The organism is Catenuloplanes nepalensis, assembly GCF_030811575.1.
In the GTDB taxonomy this organism is placed as follows: Bacteria; Actinomycetota; Actinomycetes; order Mycobacteriales; family Micromonosporaceae; genus Catenuloplanes; species Catenuloplanes nepalensis.
In genome coordinates this window covers 2,189,424-2,204,720 of sequence record NZ_JAUSRA010000001.1, presented here as the reverse complement: position 1 = coordinate 2,204,720, position 15,297 = coordinate 2,189,424, and the positions used below count along the sequence as shown (strand labels likewise).

Annotated in this window: 12 protein-coding genes; 4 read left to right on the top strand and 8 right to left on the bottom strand. The window is 73.9% G+C overall.

Annotation, left to right across the window (positions count from 1 at the left end; genetic code table 11):
* Positions 1 to 30 precede the first annotated feature (30 nt).
* Positions 31 to 564, top strand: a complete 534-nt coding sequence (locus J2S43_RS09115) for a SigE family RNA polymerase sigma factor (RefSeq protein ID WP_306828353.1) — start codon at positions 31 to 33, stop codon at positions 562 to 564.
* Complete coding sequence (locus J2S43_RS09110; protein WP_306828352.1) at positions 557 to 1,630, top strand: hypothetical protein; 1,074 nt, start codon at positions 557 to 559, stop codon at positions 1,628 to 1,630. Before J2S43_RS09115 ends, J2S43_RS09110 begins: the two co-directional genes overlap by 8 nt.
* Before the next feature lie 90 nt (positions 1,631 to 1,720).
* Here J2S43_RS09110 and J2S43_RS09105 read toward each other — a convergent pair whose 3' ends face one another.
* Positions 1,721 to 3,880 carry an AfsR/SARP family transcriptional regulator gene (locus J2S43_RS09105; protein ID WP_306828351.1) on the bottom strand — a complete coding sequence of 720 codons (2,160 nt, stop codon included), beginning with the start codon at positions 3,878 to 3,880 and terminating at the stop codon, positions 1,721 to 1,723.
* 238 nt (positions 3,881 to 4,118) lie between these two features.
* Between J2S43_RS09105 and J2S43_RS09100 the strand changes: the two genes are divergently transcribed.
* On the top strand, positions 4,119 to 5,453 hold the full coding sequence (locus J2S43_RS09100; protein WP_306828350.1) for a glycoside hydrolase family 16 protein: 1,335 nt from the start codon (positions 4,119 to 4,121) through the stop codon (positions 5,451 to 5,453).
* Here the strand turns inward: J2S43_RS09100 and J2S43_RS09095 are convergent.
* From J2S43_RS09095 to J2S43_RS09085, 3 genes are all read right to left on the bottom strand, one after another.
* Positions 5,441 to 5,956, bottom strand: coding sequence for a response regulator transcription factor (locus J2S43_RS09095; protein ID WP_306828349.1), 516 nt, complete (start codon positions 5,954 to 5,956; stop codon positions 5,441 to 5,443). The two genes, J2S43_RS09100 and J2S43_RS09095, sit on opposite strands and share 13 nt — an antisense overlap.
* A gap of 58 nt (positions 5,957 to 6,014) precedes the next feature.
* Complete coding sequence (locus tag J2S43_RS09090; protein ID WP_306828348.1) at positions 6,015 to 6,392, bottom strand: peptidase inhibitor family I36 protein; 378 nt, start codon at positions 6,390 to 6,392, stop codon at positions 6,015 to 6,017.
* 82 nt (positions 6,393 to 6,474) lie between these two features.
* A complete protein-coding gene (locus J2S43_RS09085; protein ID WP_306828347.1) occupies positions 6,475 to 8,685 on the bottom strand; it encodes a glycoside hydrolase family 65 protein in 2,211 nt (736 codons plus the stop codon).
* A gap of 114 nt (positions 8,686 to 8,799) precedes the next feature.
* On the opposite strand from J2S43_RS09085, the gene J2S43_RS09080 reads away from it, so the two are divergent.
* Entirely contained in the window at positions 8,800 to 9,876 is a 1,077-nt protein-coding gene (locus tag J2S43_RS09080) for a hypothetical protein (protein WP_306828345.1), read from the top strand.
* Positions 9,877 to 10,020: 144 nt separating this feature from the next.
* Here J2S43_RS09080 and J2S43_RS09075 read toward each other — a convergent pair whose 3' ends face one another.
* The 4 genes from J2S43_RS09075 to J2S43_RS09060 all read right to left on the bottom strand — a co-directional run bounded on the left by J2S43_RS09075 (position 10,021) and on the right by J2S43_RS09060 (position 15,296).
* A complete protein-coding gene (locus J2S43_RS09075; RefSeq protein WP_306828344.1) occupies positions 10,021 to 11,733 on the bottom strand; it encodes an ABC transporter ATP-binding protein in 1,713 nt (570 codons plus the stop codon).
* Positions 11,730 to 13,379, bottom strand: coding sequence for an ABC transporter transmembrane domain-containing protein (locus J2S43_RS09070; protein WP_306828342.1), 1,650 nt, complete (start codon positions 13,377 to 13,379; stop codon positions 11,730 to 11,732). Before J2S43_RS09070 ends, J2S43_RS09075 begins: the two co-directional genes overlap by 4 nt.
* 148 nt (positions 13,380 to 13,527) lie before the next feature.
* Positions 13,528 to 14,364: an alpha/beta fold hydrolase gene (locus J2S43_RS09065; protein ID WP_306828341.1), complete on the bottom strand. Its 837-nt coding sequence runs from the start codon at positions 14,362 to 14,364 to the stop codon at positions 13,528 to 13,530.
* Positions 14,361 to 15,296, bottom strand: a complete 936-nt coding sequence (locus tag J2S43_RS09060) for an SDR family NAD(P)-dependent oxidoreductase (protein ID WP_306839229.1) — start codon at positions 15,294 to 15,296, stop codon at positions 14,361 to 14,363. Before J2S43_RS09060 ends, J2S43_RS09065 begins: the two co-directional genes overlap by 4 nt.
* Position 15,297 lies beyond the last annotated feature (1 nt).

Genomic DNA, 15,297 nt, shown 5'->3' with positions numbered 1-15,297 from the left:
GATCTCCGGCGTCGAGGCGAACAGGCCACGATGACCAGCAACGAGTCGACCACGGTCGTCACCGCCCGTGTGGAGGACTTCGACGACTTCGTGCACGGCCGCGGGCGGGCACTGCTGCGCTTCGCGTTCGTGTTGTCCGGCGACGCGCACCTCGCGGAGGACCTGGTGCAGGAGGTGCTGGCGAAGATGCACCGGCGCTGGCACAAGGTCACCGCGATGGACAGCCCCGAGGCGTATGTGCGGACGGCGATCGTGCGCCAGTTCGTCTCCTGGCGCCGGCGCCGCTCCGCGCGGGAGGCGATCCTCGCGGAGGTGCCGGAGCCACCCGGCCCGGACGAGCCGCAGGACCGCGTGCTGGCCCGCGACCAGATGTGGCAGCTGATGTCCGGCCTACCGCGCTCCCAGCGGGCCGTGCTCGTGCTGCGCTTCTACTGCGACCTGCCGGACGACGAGATCGCCGCGCTGCTCGGGTGCGGGCAGTCCACGGTCCGGTCCCAGGCGGCCCGCGCGCTGGCCAAGATGCGGACCATGTTGAGTGAGAGAGGGGTGGGCGGCGATGGATGACCTGGACCGATTGCTGGCGGAGACGATGCACGACGCGGCCGGCCGCGCCCCCTCCGACGACGGCCTGCTGCGCGGCGTGCACCACCGCTCGCGCGCGATCCACCGGCGCCGCGTGCTCACCGGCGTGTCCGCGGTCGCGGCCGTGGCCCTGGTGGCGGTCGGCGTCCCGTTCATGTCCGTGCTGGCCACCCGGCCGGAGCCGGTCGTGCCGCCGGCCGCCACCGCACCGGCCGTGCCGCCCTCCCCCACCGCCTCGGCCACCGCGTCCCCGACGCCGTCGGCCGCGCCACCGTCCAGCGGGCCGCCGGCGTCCCCGGCACCGCCGCCACCGCGCAGCGAGGCACCGGCGAGCACCGCGGTGACGCTGGCCGAGGGGTGGACCGCGCCGGTCTTCCCGTACACGTTGCCGGCCGCCGAAGACCGGCGCACGCCGGTGGCCACGATGAACGACGGCGACCTGATCGGGTTCTTCGAGACGACCGACCCGCAGCACGAGGCGGACATCACGGTCACCGTGTCCGGCGCCGAACCGCCGGACGGCGCCGGGTCCGAGACCGCGCGGCGGGTCCGTGGCAGGGACGGCACGCTGCGCACCGTCGAGCAGCAGCCGGCCCGGCAGCTCGCGCTCACCTGGCAGGAGTCGCCGTCGCGGTGGATCACGCTGGCCACCGACGACACGTATACGCCGGACGAGGTGGTCGCCTGGGCCGACGGGCTGTCCGCAGGCTCGATCGAGGTGCAGCCGCCGTTCCAGCTGGACCTGTCCCCGGCCCGCCTGACCACCACCACGGTCACCGCATCCCGGATGATCTTCAGCTCGCCCGGGACCGGCGGCATCAGCCTGATCCTGCAGGACCGCACGCCGCTGTCCGGCGCGAACCAGACCGTCGGCGGCTACTCGGCGGCGCTGACCCGCGACGGTGACATCGCCCGGCTGGCGATCGACGTGCGCGACTGGGACGCCACGCTGGAGATCACGGTCGGCGACGGCCTCACCATCAGCGACGCCGACCTGCTCCGCTTCGGCGCCGCCGTCACGCTGCTGACCCGCTCCAACCCCGAATGACCCGCGCCGCCCACCGGCCCCTGCCCGGTGATCCAGGCGGCGCGCGGTGGCTGAAGCCTTTCCCTGGGGGGATCCCGCCCGTCCGCTGGTTCAGCGGGCGGGCGGGAACTGGCCGTAGTCCTGCACGATCCCGGAGGTCAGCGTCATCAGCTCCGGTGACTCACGCTGCAGGTCCGGGTCCTTGAAGCTGAACGCGAAGAGTCCGTTCGCGACCAACTGGGCCAGCGTCTCCGGCGTGAACGTGCGGTGCAGGTCGTCGAGGTAGACCGTCAGCGAGTCCTCGTGCGGGCCGTAGTGCGAGACCATCACCGGGCCGTGCTCGCCCAGCGCGTCGACCATCTGCACGATGTGCTTCGCGTTGCCCTCCTTGACGAACGCGCCGAAGCTCTGGAAATCGGACGCCCGCATCGCCTCCACGAAGTACTGGAACATCGACCGCCCGGCCCCCTGCTCCGGGATGTCGTCCGAGGCGGTCCAGCCGTCCCAGTTCAGGCCGATCCGCAGGTTCGGCGCGGCTGCCCGCATCACGCGCATCACCTCGAAGTACCGCTCCTTGAGCGCGAGGTAGTAGTTCGTGGTCGCGGCGTCGTCGAGGTAACCGTTGTCCGCGCAGGCGAGCTTCTGCAGGCCGGAGAACATCGAGACGTAGAGCGGCGGTCCGTCCGCCCGGCCCGCGAACGCCGCGGCGAGCCGTTGCATGTCCGGCACGAACTCGTCCGACAGCGGGTACGGCTGGCCGCACGCGCGACCGAACCGGGTCTCCACCGACTCGCCGTCCTCCCAGGTCCCGACGATCACGTGCAGCGCGCGGCCGGACGCGTAGACCCGGGGGATCACGTCCGCCCGCCAGCCCTCGAACTGGTCGAGGTTGGACTGCTTGTGGTACCACGTGGAGACCATGCCGATGCCGCTCTGCATCAGCGGCGACTTGTCCGCCTGCGCCGGGTCCGGGCCGAGGCCGAAGAGGATCCTCGGGGCGGCCGCCACGCCACCGGCGCCGCCACCGGCCCCCTGGAACCCGCGCCCGGCCACGGTGGCCGACCCGCCGGCCAGCACCAGCACACCGGCCACCACCAGCGCGAGCAGCCCGGCGGACACCCGCCGCCCCCGCGCCGTCACCGGCCGGCGCGGCGGAGCGGCCGGCACCGGCCACCTCGGCGGCGCGGCCGGCACCGCGACGGCGCGCGAGTCGGAACCGCCCGGCACCGCGCCAGGCACCCCTGCGCCACCCGAGTCGGAACCGGCCGGCACCGCGCCAGGCACCCCTGCGCCACCCGAGTCGGAACCGGCCGGCACCGCGCCAGGCACCCCTGCGCCACCCGAGTCGGAACCGGCCGGCACCACGCCAGGCACCCCTGCGCCACGCGAGTCGAAACCGGCCGGCACCGCGCCGGGCACCCCTGCGCCACCCGAGTCGAAACCGGCCGGCGCCTGCGCGGCGCGCGAGACGGAGGCGGCCGGCACCGGACCGGCCGGTGGGCGCCGCGGCTGCTCGGCCGTCTCGGACAGCAGCGCGCGGTAGACCTCGCGGAGCCGGCTGCCGGGCTCCGCGCCGAACGTGTCCAGCAGCAGCATGCGCGCCGCCTCGTAGCTGGCCAGCGCGTCCACCTGCCAGCCGGCCGCGCGCTGCGCGACGACCAGCCGCTCCCAGGCCGGCTCGCGCAGCCGGTCCTCGGTGAGCATCGCCCGGGCCAGCGCTATCGCCTCGCCGGGCTCACCGGACGCGATCAGCGCGTCGGCCAGCGAACACCGCGCGGTCCAGCGCAGCTCGGCCAGGTGCCGGACCGTGACGGTGTCGAGCGCGTCCTCCTCCGGCTCGCCGCGCCACAGCGCCAGCGCCCGCTGCTGCAGCCGGGCCGCCTCGGCCGGATCGTCGCGCCCGAGCGCGGCCACGCCCGCCTCGACCAGCGCGGCGAACACGTCCGCGTCGAGCTCGCCGTCCGCGACCGTGAGCCGGTAGGCGCCGCCGCGGCCGGCCAGGCGCGCCTCCCCATCCACACCCTCGGGGAGGATCTTGCGCAGTTGATGGATGTAGGTCTTGATGCTGCCGCTGATCGAGCTGGGGTAGTCGGCGCGCTCCCACAGCGCGGCGGCCAGCGTGTCGTTGTCGACCCAGCGGTTGCGGCTGCGCAACAGCGCGGCGAGCAGCGTGCGGCGGCGGCCCGGCGGCAGCGGCGCGACGGCTCCGTCCGTGCCGGTCACGGCGAGCGGGCCCAGCACGGCGAACAACGGCTCCACGGGTTGAGGCACGCACACTCCTGGAAATCGATACCGACCGCCACAGCCTAGGACAAGTGCGGTCCTGCGCGTCACCCGTGCGTACCCCATCTGAGCTGGTGTTTCACCATTTGCTCACCGCGACCTGACCGGCATGGAGGCACAGTGGACGGCTTTCGCGCGTCCCCTGTTCCCGGGTCATGACGGCCGGCCGCACGCGTCCCTAGCGTGACCTGCGCGAGCTTTCGGCGCTCGCACAGTGGGAGGAATCATGCGGACCTATCTGGCGGCCGCGACCGCCGGGATCGTGGTGATCACCGGGACCGGGATCGCCGTCGCGCAGGCGGCACCCGCGGCCGACGAGGTCGTGCGCACCGGATCGCTGGTCAACACGTGCGCGAACCCGGTCGTCGACCGGGACGTCACCGGCTGGGGACGGCACGGCACCGGCGCGGCCGGCTCCCGGGTCGGGGTCGGCGCGCACGTGGCGGCCGATCACGCCTATCGGCAGCCGTCGGCGAACGGCGTCAACCCGGAGATGTTCCTGCCGCAGAAGGACGTCACCGAGGGCGAGCGGTGGCTGTTCGCGATGGACACCTGGGTCAGCGGCACGTCCGCGCCGGTGACCGCGCGCATGCAGGTGGACTGGTACGGCCCGTCCAGCGCCTACCTCGGGCACTCCAACGGCACCGAGGTCGCGGTCGAGCCGAACGCGGCGGAGACGTGGACGCGGGTGGCCGGCGAGTTCTTCGTGCCGGGCGGTGCCACCCGCGCGAACGTGACCGCGCGGCTGACCGGGCCAGCCGGCCTGACCTGGTCCGCGACCGCCTGCGACTACCAGCCGGTCGCACGGCCGGACCCGGACCCGACGACCCCGCCGCCCACCACGCCACCGCCGACCGGGGCGGACACCGCGGCGGAACGGTACGACTGGGGCACCGCGCTGCCCGCGTCCGACGAGTTCGACTACGGCAGCGCCGCCGCGCCCGCGCAGGCGGACGCGACGAAGTGGACGCTGCCCCCCGGCGAGGCGGCCGGATGCTGGCCCGGGCACCGCGGCAACGGCCGGCGCTGCGAGGAGAACAGCCGCGTGCTGGGCGGCATCATGCGGATGACCGGTGACGCCGACGGCGACACCGGCCGGCTCGGCAGCACGTTCGCCCAGCGGTACGGCCGGTGGGAGGTGCGCGCCCGCTCGGAGGCCACGTCCGCGAACAACGGCCGGCAGTACCACCCGGTGCTGCTGCTCTGGCCGGACAGCGAGGAGTGGCCGCGGGACGGGGAGTACGACTACCTGGAGAACGGCGCGCCCGGCGAGCTGTGCGCGAAGGCGTTCATGCACTTCCCGAACCACCAGCCGCGAGAGCAGGAGTACGCGGAGAAGTGCACCGTGGACCTGACGCAGTGGCACAACTTCGGGTTCGAGTGGACGCCGCAGCACGTGAAGGGCTTCATCGACGGCCAGCAGTGGTTCGTGTTCAGCGCGGACTGCATCCAGTGCGCGCCCGGCCCGATGTTCCAGACCATTCAGCTGGACAACTTCGCCGGCAGCAACCAGCAGACCGCGATCTTCGAGGTCGACTGGGCGCGCGTCTACTCGCTGTGAGGCCGGTGGCCGGCGAGCCCCTCCGGGGTGTAGAGCCCGTCGGCCACCGCCCGGACCAGCAGGTCGGCCTTGGTGGGCAGGTGGTGGCCGAGTTCCGCGTACTTCTGCCGGATCCGTTTGATGTACATCTCCACGGTGTGCGGGGAGATGCCCATCCGGCGCGCCACCGACGCCTTGGTCAGCGACCCGAGCCACCAGCAGAGCGCCGCGTGCTCGCGCGCGGACAGGTGCGGGACGGTTCTGGGGGCCGTGCCCCGCCCGTGTGGCACGGCCTCCAGGACCTCGGTGATCAGCTCGCGGCGATCGCTGTCCACGGTGAACACGACGACCGGCCGATGGTGCAGCCCGAGCACGCGGGAACCCGAGTCGCACACCAGCACGTCGGCGTCGTCGGCCGTCTCGACCACCACCAGCCGCGGATCCTGCCGCAGCCAGGAGCGCACGCCCTCGGCCACGACCGGCCGCATCCCGGCCACGCCGACGCGGATCGTCACCACATCCATGACGACCAAGCGTGGGTACGCCGGTGAGCGACCGGTCATGATCGGGTCAACACCGTGCTCAGCAGGACACGCAGGCGAATCGGAAGCTGTACGCCCGGAATCCCATGTTGTCCCCACCGCTGTTCCGGTAGACCGTCTTGGCGCGGCCGCCGCACCCGGTGGTCTCGAAGAAGTAGCCCTCGATCGTGCTGTTGTTGCGGTACGACTCGTAGCCACCGGCGGTGAATCTGATGCAGGTGCCGACCGGGTACCGCGTGACGCTGTATCCGGTGCCGCCCTCGTTGGGTGGATAGAACACGCAGAGCGTGTTCGGCGAGCACGGACCCGCCGCGGTCTCGCTCGCGAGAGCCGGGGCGGGTGCGGTCAGGACGGCCGTCGCAACGGCCGCCCCCAACACTGCGGTGACGGCGCTGCGCCGTCGCATCGTGGTAGTCATGGGCCCAGACTGCGAACCCGGGTCAGCTCCGGGTCACCGGCGGGTAAAGCACCGGGTCATATCGATGCCGGTGAGCAAACGGTCATCGCGGTGACGGCGGGCGCGGCGACGGGGGCGCCGGCCGGTCCTCCACCGTGGCCAGCGGGAACGTGGCGGTGTCGCCGTCCGCGATCGTCACCTCCGTACCCTCGTGGTCGAACGTCGCGGCGTCGCCGTGCGCCTCGTAGGTGACCTCGCCGGGCGTGACCGTCACGGTCAGCCGCGCCCGCCGCCAGCGCACCCGGAACCGCAGCCGGGTCAGGCCCGGTGCCAGCCGGGGCGCGAAGGACAGTCGCCCGCCGGAGTCGCGCAGCCCGCCGAAGCCCATGACGAGTGCCATCCACGCGCCCGCGCACGCGGCGATGTGCAGCCCGTCGCCGCCGGCCTCGCCGCCGCCGCGAAGATCGAGCAGGGCGGCCTCGGCCAGGTACGCGTGGGCCAGCGACAGGTGCCCGGTCTCAGCCGCAAGCACGGCCTGGACCGGCGCGGAGAGCGACGAGTCCCGTACCGTGCGGGCCTCGTAGTAGTCGAAGTTGCGCCGCTTCTGCTCGGCCGTGAACGCGTCGCCGCGCATCAGCATGGCCAGCACCAGGTCCGCCTGCTTGACCACCTGACGGCGGTAGAGGTTGAGGTACGGGTGGTGAAGCATCAGCGGGAACCGGTCGCCCGGGAAGTTCCACTCCTCCAGCCGGGTGAAGCCGGCCGACTGGTCGTGCACGTCGTGCCGCTCGTCGAACGGGACCGCGATCCGGTCCGCGATCTCCAGCGAGTGCTCGTCGAGCGCGGCCGCGCGCAGGTTCTGCTGCGCCATCAGGTTCGTGTAGATGTTGTCGTCCATCAGCGCGCTGTATTCGTCCGGCCCGGTCACGCCCGCTATGTGCGCGACGCCGTCCGCGTCCAGGTGCGACACGCTCAGCCACAGCCGCGCGGTCTCGTCGATCAGCTCGCGGCCGGCCTCGCGCATGAACGTCTCGTCGCCGGTCGCCGCGTGATAGCGCAGCACCGCGCCCGCGATGTCCGCGTTCACGTGCAGGCCGGCGGTGCCGGCCGGCCAGTAGCCGGAGCACTCCGGGCCGCTGATCGTCCGCCAGGCGAACGCGGCTCCGGCCAGGCCCAGCTCGCGGGCCCGGTCCCGGGCGTGGCCGAGCGTGTGGTGCCGCCAGCGCAGGGCGCGCTCGGCGTACTCCGGGTGGGTGTAGGTGAGCACCGGGAGCACGTAGATCTCGGTGTCCCAGAGCGTGTGGCCGTCGTAGCCGTTGCCGGTCAGGCCCTTCGCCGGGATCGGGCCGGGCACGGACAGCGCGCCGGCCTGCAGCACGTGGAACAGCCCGAACCGGACCGCCTGCTGCACCTCCGGGTCGCCGTCGATCTCCACGTCCGCACCGGCCCAGAACTCCTCCAGGTGCCGGCACTGCTCGTCGGTGAGCACGTCGAATCCGGCCTCGACCGCCGCGTCCCGCTCGCGCAGCGCGGACGCGCGCACGTCCTCGTCGCCACCCCACCGGTACGCCACGATCTTGTCGAACCGCAGCTCACCGTGGCCCTCGGCGGTCCACCGGAGCAGGTCGGGCGCGGACTCGGCGGTCCCGTCCGCGCCGGTGTGCGCGACGGCCACGGCCACCGTGATCTTCGAGCGGCGGGTGTGGTGCACCAGCACGTCCCGGTCGTGCGCCACGGACTCGAACGGCCGCGGGATCACCGCACTGGACCGGGGGTCGTCGCGCTCCTCCGGCGGCTCCTCGTTGACCCGCAGGTCCGACTCGGCCCGCAGCGGCGCGTCGGCCCGGGCGACGTACCGGATCGCCGCGATCGACGGGCGGGTGAACGAGACCAGCCGCTCGGTGCGCAGGCTCAGGCGCACGCCCTTCGGCGAGACCCACTCGACCTCGCGGACCACGGTGCCGCGCCGCAGGTCGAGCACGCGCTCGTGGCGGGTGACGGTGCCGGTGCGCACGTCGAAGCGCTCACCGCCGACGGTCAGCGTGATCGGCTTGGCGTTCGGCGCGTCCACGATCGTCTCGGTGCGCGTCGGGAACGCGTACCCCTCCTCGGGGTAGGTCAGGTCCCGCTCCTCGAACAGCGAGTTCAGGTAGGTGCCGGGCATGCCGCGGATCTCCGGCTCGTCCAGGTTCCCGCGCAGCCCGATGTGCCCGTTGGCCAGCGCGAACACCGACTCCCGCTGGCGCAGGTCGTCGTCGCCCGGCACGCCGGTCTCCCGCACGACCCACGGCTCCGCCGCAACGATCTCAGACATCCGCACCCTCTCGACGCTCCGGCATGCATACTCCTTACCCAGCTGGGAGCGCTCCGTACGAGTGATCTCGCCGACCGTCACCCCTGACCACCGGGGCCGCTATCCTTGATCTCCGTGAGCGCATCCGACGACGTCGATCGCCCGGCTCCCGCCATCCGGCCGTTCGCGCCGGACTCGCCGCGGGAGCGGCCGCCGTCCCTGCCGAAGCAGCCGCTGTCCCCGCCGGAGCGGCGCTCCGCGCCCGCGCCCGCGCCGGCTCGCCGTGACCTTCCGGTGAGCACGCTGCGGCTGACGGCGTCGGTGACCGGGATCGTCGCCGGTGGCGTGGCCGCGTTCCTCGTCGGGCCGCTCGCGGACGGCTTCGAGCCGTTCGCGTCGATCCGGGACGCGCAGCGCGGCGACGGATACACGGTCGTGATGGTGAGCGTCATCTGGGTGCTGGCCGGTGCGCTGCTGCAGACGCCGATCGCGGTGCTGCGGCGGGCACCGATCGGGCCCGGACTGGCCGGGCTGGCGGCAGTGCTCGGATATCACCTGGTCATCGCGGTGCTGATGGTGCCGGTCGCGGCCTACGGGCCGGACTACGACCCCGACTACGGCGGCGATGACCCGGCGGCGGCGTACCCCGCGTTCCTGACGCTCGTGCTCTTCGGGTTCTCGCTGCTCGCGGTGACCGGTTGCACGTTCGTGTCGCCGCCACCGGCGGACGGACCGGGCTCGGTCCAGCGGCGGCGGGCGTCCGAGACGCTCGGCCTCGCCGACCGGCTGGCCGGGGTGGCGGCGCTGAGCTGGCTGTGCGGGATCCTGTTCGTACCCGCGATGGTCTTCGACGTGGTCACCGGCGCGGGCGTGCCGTTCGTGCCGGCGGAACAGACCTGGATCCTCGCCTGCGGGCTCATCCTGGCCATGCCGTTCGCGCTGGTCGCCGCGGTCGTCGTGGCCGGTGGCCGGCTGCGCGGCTGGAAGACCTCGGCCTCGATGACCAAGCGCGGCTTCGGCCCGGCCTTCCTGTTCACCGTGGCCGCCACGCTCCTCGGCGGAGCCCTGTTCTTCAGTCAGCTCGGCCGGGTCTTTCCGCGCGGCATGGTCACCGGCCTGACGCTGCTCGCGGCCCTGGCCTTCGCCCTGATCGGCTGGCGCGTCGTCGTCCACCGCGCCCGCCGCGGCGGCCTGCTGGAGAAGCCGCGGTAACCGGGCGGGCCGATGCGGTGCGCGGGCGGCGGTGACGTGGTGGACGGCGCGCTCCGTCGGTCGCGTTCCCGGCCTCGCCGGACAGCGGCTTCCTCATCGGCTCCAACCTCCGCGTCGACGGCGGCATCGACCGGATCTGAGGCGTCACCGGGGTTCGGTCACCTCGTCGCCGTGCCAGGAGTGCCAGAGGCCGGCGTACGGGCCACCGGCGGCCAGCAGGTCGTCGTGTGCGCCGATCTCGATGATCCGGCCGGCGTGCATGACCGCGACCCGGTCCGCGTCGTGCGCGGTCTGCAGGCGGTGCGCGATCGCGATGACCGTGCGTTCGTGCAGGACCGCGGCGAGCGCGCGTTCGGCGGTGCGGGCCGCGGTCGGGTCGAGCAGCGCGGTGGCCTCGTCGAGGATGACGGTGTGCGGGTCGGCCAGCAGCACCCGGGCGAGCGCGAGCTGCTGCGCCTGTGCACCGTCGAGCGGGTGTTCGCCGAGATCACGATCAAGATCAACGGCCCAGTCCGCCCCGACGGTACGCAGTGCGCGGTGCAGTTCCTCGTCCGGCGCCACGGTCATCAGGTTGGCGCGCAGCGTGTCCCGGAAGACGTGGTGCTCCTGGGTGACCAGCACCACCTGGCGGCGCAGCAGGTCCGGCGGCAGGTCGGCGATCGGCACACCTCCGGCGAGCACGGACCCGGCGGTGGGCCGGTCGACGCCGGCGATCAGGCGGCCGAGCGTGGACTTGCCCGCGCCGGAGAGCCCGACCACGGCGAGGCGCTCCCCCGGCCGTACCGTCAGGTCGACGTCGTGCAGCACGTCCGGACCGGTGCCGTAGGCGTAGCGGACGCCGGTCACCTCGATCCGGTCGCCGTCCGGCGTGGCGGCCGTGACCGCGGGCGGCGCCGGGACGGTGGCGACGCCCTCGATCCGGGCGAACGCGGCGCCGCTGCTCTGCAACTGCTCGACGTAGATCAGGATGGTGTCCAGCGGGTTGACCAGCTGCCGCAGGTAGAGCACCGCGGCCGCGACCGTGCCGAGGCTGACCCGGTCACCCGCGTAGAGAAGACCACCGAGCAGAAGAACCAGCACCGCGGGTACGGCGTAGATCGTCTCCGCCACCGGGAAGAAGACGCTGCGCAGCGCCAGCGACCGCAGCCGGGTGCGGCGGGTCTCCGCGATCGCGGCCTGTCCCGCGTCGAGGCGCGGCCGGTGCAGGCCGAACGCCTCGATCGTGCGCGCGCCGGCCGTGGTCGCGGCCAGCTCCTCGGCCAGCCGCGAGTTGGCCCGCCCCTCGGCGAGGTAGACGTCGCGGGCCCGGCGCAGGTAATAGCGGGTGGCGAACCAGATGCCGGACAGGCCGAGGACGCCGCCGACGCCGAGCAGCGGGTCGAGGAGGATCACGGCCGCGACCAGGAACACCATCTGCACGACGCTGAGGAAGACGCCGGGCAGCACGTCGCGCAGCGTGGTGGCGACCGCGTCGACGTCGGTGGTGCCGCGCGCGACCAGGTCGCCGGTGGGCACGCGTTCCGCGACCGAGGCGGGCAGCGCGAGCACACGGCGCAGGAACGTCTCCCGGATCCGGGCCGCCGCGCGTTCCCCGAAGCGGTAGGCGGCGCCGAGCGCGTACCGGTTGAGCAGCGTCTGTACGACGGCGCAGCCGACGACCGCGAGCGCGAGCCGGTCGACGTCGGTGACGCCGCCGCCGACCGCGACCGTGTCGATGACGCGGCCGAGCAGGTACGGCGCGCCCAGTCCGGCGAGCGCGGCCAGCGAGCTCAGCGCGAGCATCAGCGCGACGATCCGGCGGTCCGCGCCGACCAGCCGGGCGGCCGCGCGGGTCACGTGCCGCTGGTCCGCGATCATGAGTCCTCCCCGAACGCGCGGGTGACGAGCGCGCGGTAGCCGGCCGACTCGGCCAGCAGCGCACGATGTGTGCCGGTCGCCGCGACCCGGCCGTCGACCAGGTAGAAGACGATGTCGGCGCGGTCGAGCAGAACCGGTGAGGTGGTCGCGAGGACGGTGCCGCGGCCGTCGCGGGCCGTGCTGAGCCGTTCCGCGATCGCGGCCTCGGTGTGCGCGTCGACCGCGGAGGTCGGCTCGACGGCCAGCAGCATCTCCGGGTCGGCGTGGATCGCGCGGGCCAGCCGGACCCGTTGCCGCTGCCCGCCGGAGAGGTTCCGGCCGCCCCAGTCGACCGGCCGGTCCAGGTCGTCGCCGACGTCGTGCGCGACCGCGGTGTCCAGGGCCGGCCGCACGTCGCCGTCGTGCCGGCCGGCGACCACGTCGCGCAGCGGGCCGGCGAAGAGCGCGGCGTCGTTGTCCGCGACCAGGATCCGCCGCCGGATCTCGTCGCGGTCGATGCCGGACAGCGGCGTGCCGTCCCAGGTCGCCTCGGACGGGGCGTACCGGCCGAGCCGGTCGATGATCTCGCGTGCGTCCGCGGGCCGGGACCCGGCGAGCGCGGTCAGCCTGCCCGGTGCGGCGCTCACGCCGGACTCCGGGTCGTACAGCGTGGCGGGTCCGCCGGGGCCGGGGACACCGGCCGGGTCCTCGACGGGCACGCCGAGGAACGTCACGACGCGGCGGGCCGCGACCACGCCGTGCGCGAGATCGCGGCCGCAGAGGATCAGCACGTCGACCGGGATGACCAGCATGGCGGTGTAGCCGTAGACCGCGACGAGTTGGCCCGGGGTCAGGTCTCCGGCGACGGCGAGCCGGGCGGCCAGCCAGATGACGACCGCGAGGAAGACGATCGGCAGGCCGCCGCCGAGCGCGCCGATCCAGCTGGACGGGACGCCGACCCGGTAGCCCTGGTCGCGCAGCAGCGTGGACTGGAGTTCGTACCGCCGCTGGTGGGTGTCCTTGCCGCCGAGTCCGTTGAGGATCCGCAGGCCGCCGACGATGTCGGTGAGCCGGGTGTTGAGTGCGCCCTGCCGTTCGCGGTAGCGGGTGCCGGCGTCACGGGTCCGGGCCAGCAGCGGCACGATCAGCAGCGCCAGCACCGGCACGCCGGCCAGCACGACCACGGCGAGCAGCGGCGAGATGTCCCAGAGCAGGAGCGCGACCGCGAGACAGGCGACGAGCGAGGCGACGCCGACGCCACCGACGTTGAGTGCCCGGCCGATCGTCCACACGTCGGAGATGCCGATCGTGACGACCTCGCCGGCGGTGATCCGGCGCGGGAGCGCGGCGCCGAGCCGGGTCGCGTGCCGCAGCACCGACTCCGCGGTCTCCAGCGCCGCGGCCAGGCGCATCCTGGTCATGCTGCGGTGCCGCATGATCCCGAGACCGGCGCTGAGCACGCCGACGGCCAGCAGCACCGCGGCCCAGGCGGCCAGCGCGGCCGGCCGGCGGGGGGCGAGGCCGCGGTCGATCGCCTGGGCGATCAGCCACGGCGTCACGGCCAGGCTCAGGAACCACGCCGAACCGAAGAACGCGCCGAGCGCGACGCGCCGTTTCAGACGCCGGGCCAGCCACCACAGGTATCGCCAGGGTCCACGGGTGTCCACCCTGGCATTTTTCCGTACCCTTCCGTCCGGGTCTTCCGGTTTATTCGGCCTTTCCGCGGCCTGACCTGGGGTGCTCACGTCCCCTTTGATCTGCGTCACCCCGGAGGCCGGCGCGCCGCGGCCACGGCCGCCCGGGTGGTCCGGGCGCTCAGTGCGCCCGGGCCAGCTGCGCCCTGGCCAGCGCCGCGAACTCGGCCGGCCGCTCCAGCTGGGGCATGTGGCCGGTGCCCGGGAACAGGTGCGCGCGGGCGTGCGGCAGGGCCGCGCGGGCGGCCGCCAGATGCGCGGCCGGCAGGATCAGATCTCGTTCACCCCAGACGATCAAGGTCGGCTTCGGGGTACGGGCCACCCGCGCGAGCAGCTCCGATCGCCACGGCCCGGCGATCCCCCGGAATCCGCCCAGCTCCCGCGCGATCTCCAGGTAGACCGCGGCGAAGTCGGGCTGCCGGGCGATCCGCACCGCGGTCGCCACGCGCTCGTCGGTGACCAGCGACCGGTCCGCGAAGATCGACCGTTCCGCGCGCCGGGCGATCCGCGGGCGGATCCGGCCGAGCAGCGGGCGGCCCAGCCCCGGCACGGCCAGCAGCCGCATCGCGAACGTCACCTCCCGCCCGAAGCCGGCGCTGTTGACCAGCGTCAGCGTCCGGACCCGGTCCGGGTCGGCGGTCAGCATCCGCATCGACACGGCGCCGCCCAGCGAGTTGCCCATCAGGTGGATCGGCCGGGTCTCGCCGAGGGCGTCCAGCGTCGCCCAGACGCCGCCCGCCAGCGAGCCGAGCGTGACCGGCTCCGGCAGCCGGCGGGACAGCCCGAAGCCGGGCATGTCCACGCTGATCACCCGGTACGCGTCGTCGAGTCGCGAATGCTGCGGTGCCCAGTCCTCCAGGCTGCGGCCGATGCCGTGCAGCAGCACGACCGGTGGCGCGTCCGGCGCGCCACTGGCGTGGTAGCGGATCCGGCTGCCGCGCACGTCCACCCAGCTCATCGGCGCACCTCGGCGCTTGCCGAGGCGCTTGCCGAGGCGCTTGCCGAGGCGCTTGCCGAGGCGGGCCGCATGGCGGCCGATCGCCGTCCGTAGGCCGCGGCGGCCGAGGTGATCGCGTGCATGACTCGCGCGTGGCCGTTCGGCAGCAGCCGGGCCAGCAGGTCCGGCACCACCGCGTCCGCGCCGATCAACAGCCGGGCCCGGCGCCGCGCGACGGCGTTCAGGATCCGCGCGGCCGCCTTCTCCGGCGGGTGGCGCAGCAACATCGCGAAGAGCCGGCGGTTCGGCTCGATCTCGTTCGCGGGGACGTCGCGGCCGGCCGGCGCGTTCTCCGCGATCCGGGTGCGGACGCCGCCGGGGTGCACCGTGGTCACGCCGACGCCTGAGTGTGCCAGCTCGCTGTGCAGCACCTGGCTGAGTCCGCGCAGCGCGAACTTGCTGGCCGCGTACGCGCTGTGCCCGGCCGGTGCGATCAGCCCGAACAGGCTGGACACGTTGACCAGGTGGCCGCCCGGCTCGGCGGTGAGCGCGGGCAGCAGCGCGTGGGTGAGCAGCATCGGTGCGCGGAAGTTCACGTTCATCACGGCCTCGAACTGCTCGGCGGTGACCTGGTCGAACCGGCCGCCGAGCGCGATGCCCGCGTTGTTGACCAGCAGCCCGATCGACGGGTGCGCGGCGAGTACCTCGGCAGCGACGCGCCGCACCTCGGCCCGGTCCGCGAGGTCCGCGACGATCGCCGTCACGCGCAGGCCGGGATGGTCCGCGCGCAGTCGCGCGGCCAGCGGTGCGAGCCGGGCCGCGTCCACGTCGACCAGCACCAGGTGGCTGCCGCGTGCGGCGAGCCCGCGGGCGAGGTGCGCGCCGATGCCGCCGGCCGCGCCGGTGAGCACGGCGGTGCGCCCGGCGAACCGGTAGTCCCGGAGGCGGGTCATC

Excerpts from the sequence above, each read along its gene's own strand:
- J2S43_RS09115 (WP_306828353.1), top strand. The coding sequence starts at position 31 with ATGACCAGCAACGAGTCGACCACGGTCGTCACCGCCCGTGTGGAGGAC.
- J2S43_RS09110 (WP_306828352.1), top strand. The coding sequence starts at position 557 with ATGGATGACCTGGACCGATTGCTGGCGGAGACGATGCACGACGCGGCC.
- J2S43_RS09100 (WP_306828350.1), top strand. The coding sequence starts at position 4,119 with ATGCGGACCTATCTGGCGGCCGCGACCGCCGGGATCGTGGTGATCACC.
- J2S43_RS09095 (WP_306828349.1), bottom strand. The coding sequence starts at position 5,956 with ATGGATGTGGTGACGATCCGCGTCGGCGTGGCCGGGATGCGGCCGGTC.
- J2S43_RS09090 (WP_306828348.1), bottom strand. The coding sequence starts at position 6,392 with ATGACTACCACGATGCGACGGCGCAGCGCCGTCACCGCAGTGTTGGGG.
- J2S43_RS09085 (WP_306828347.1), bottom strand. The coding sequence starts at position 8,685 with ATGTCTGAGATCGTTGCGGCGGAGCCGTGGGTCGTGCGGGAGACCGGC.
- J2S43_RS09075 (WP_306828344.1), bottom strand. The coding sequence starts at position 11,733 with ATGATCGCGGACCAGCGGCACGTGACCCGCGCGGCCGCCCGGCTGGTC.
- J2S43_RS09065 (WP_306828341.1), bottom strand. The coding sequence starts at position 14,364 with ATGAGCTGGGTGGACGTGCGCGGCAGCCGGATCCGCTACCACGCCAGT.
- J2S43_RS09060 (WP_306839229.1), bottom strand. The coding sequence starts at position 15,296 with ATGACCCGCCTCCGGGACTACCGGTTCGCCGGGCGCACCGCCGTGCTC.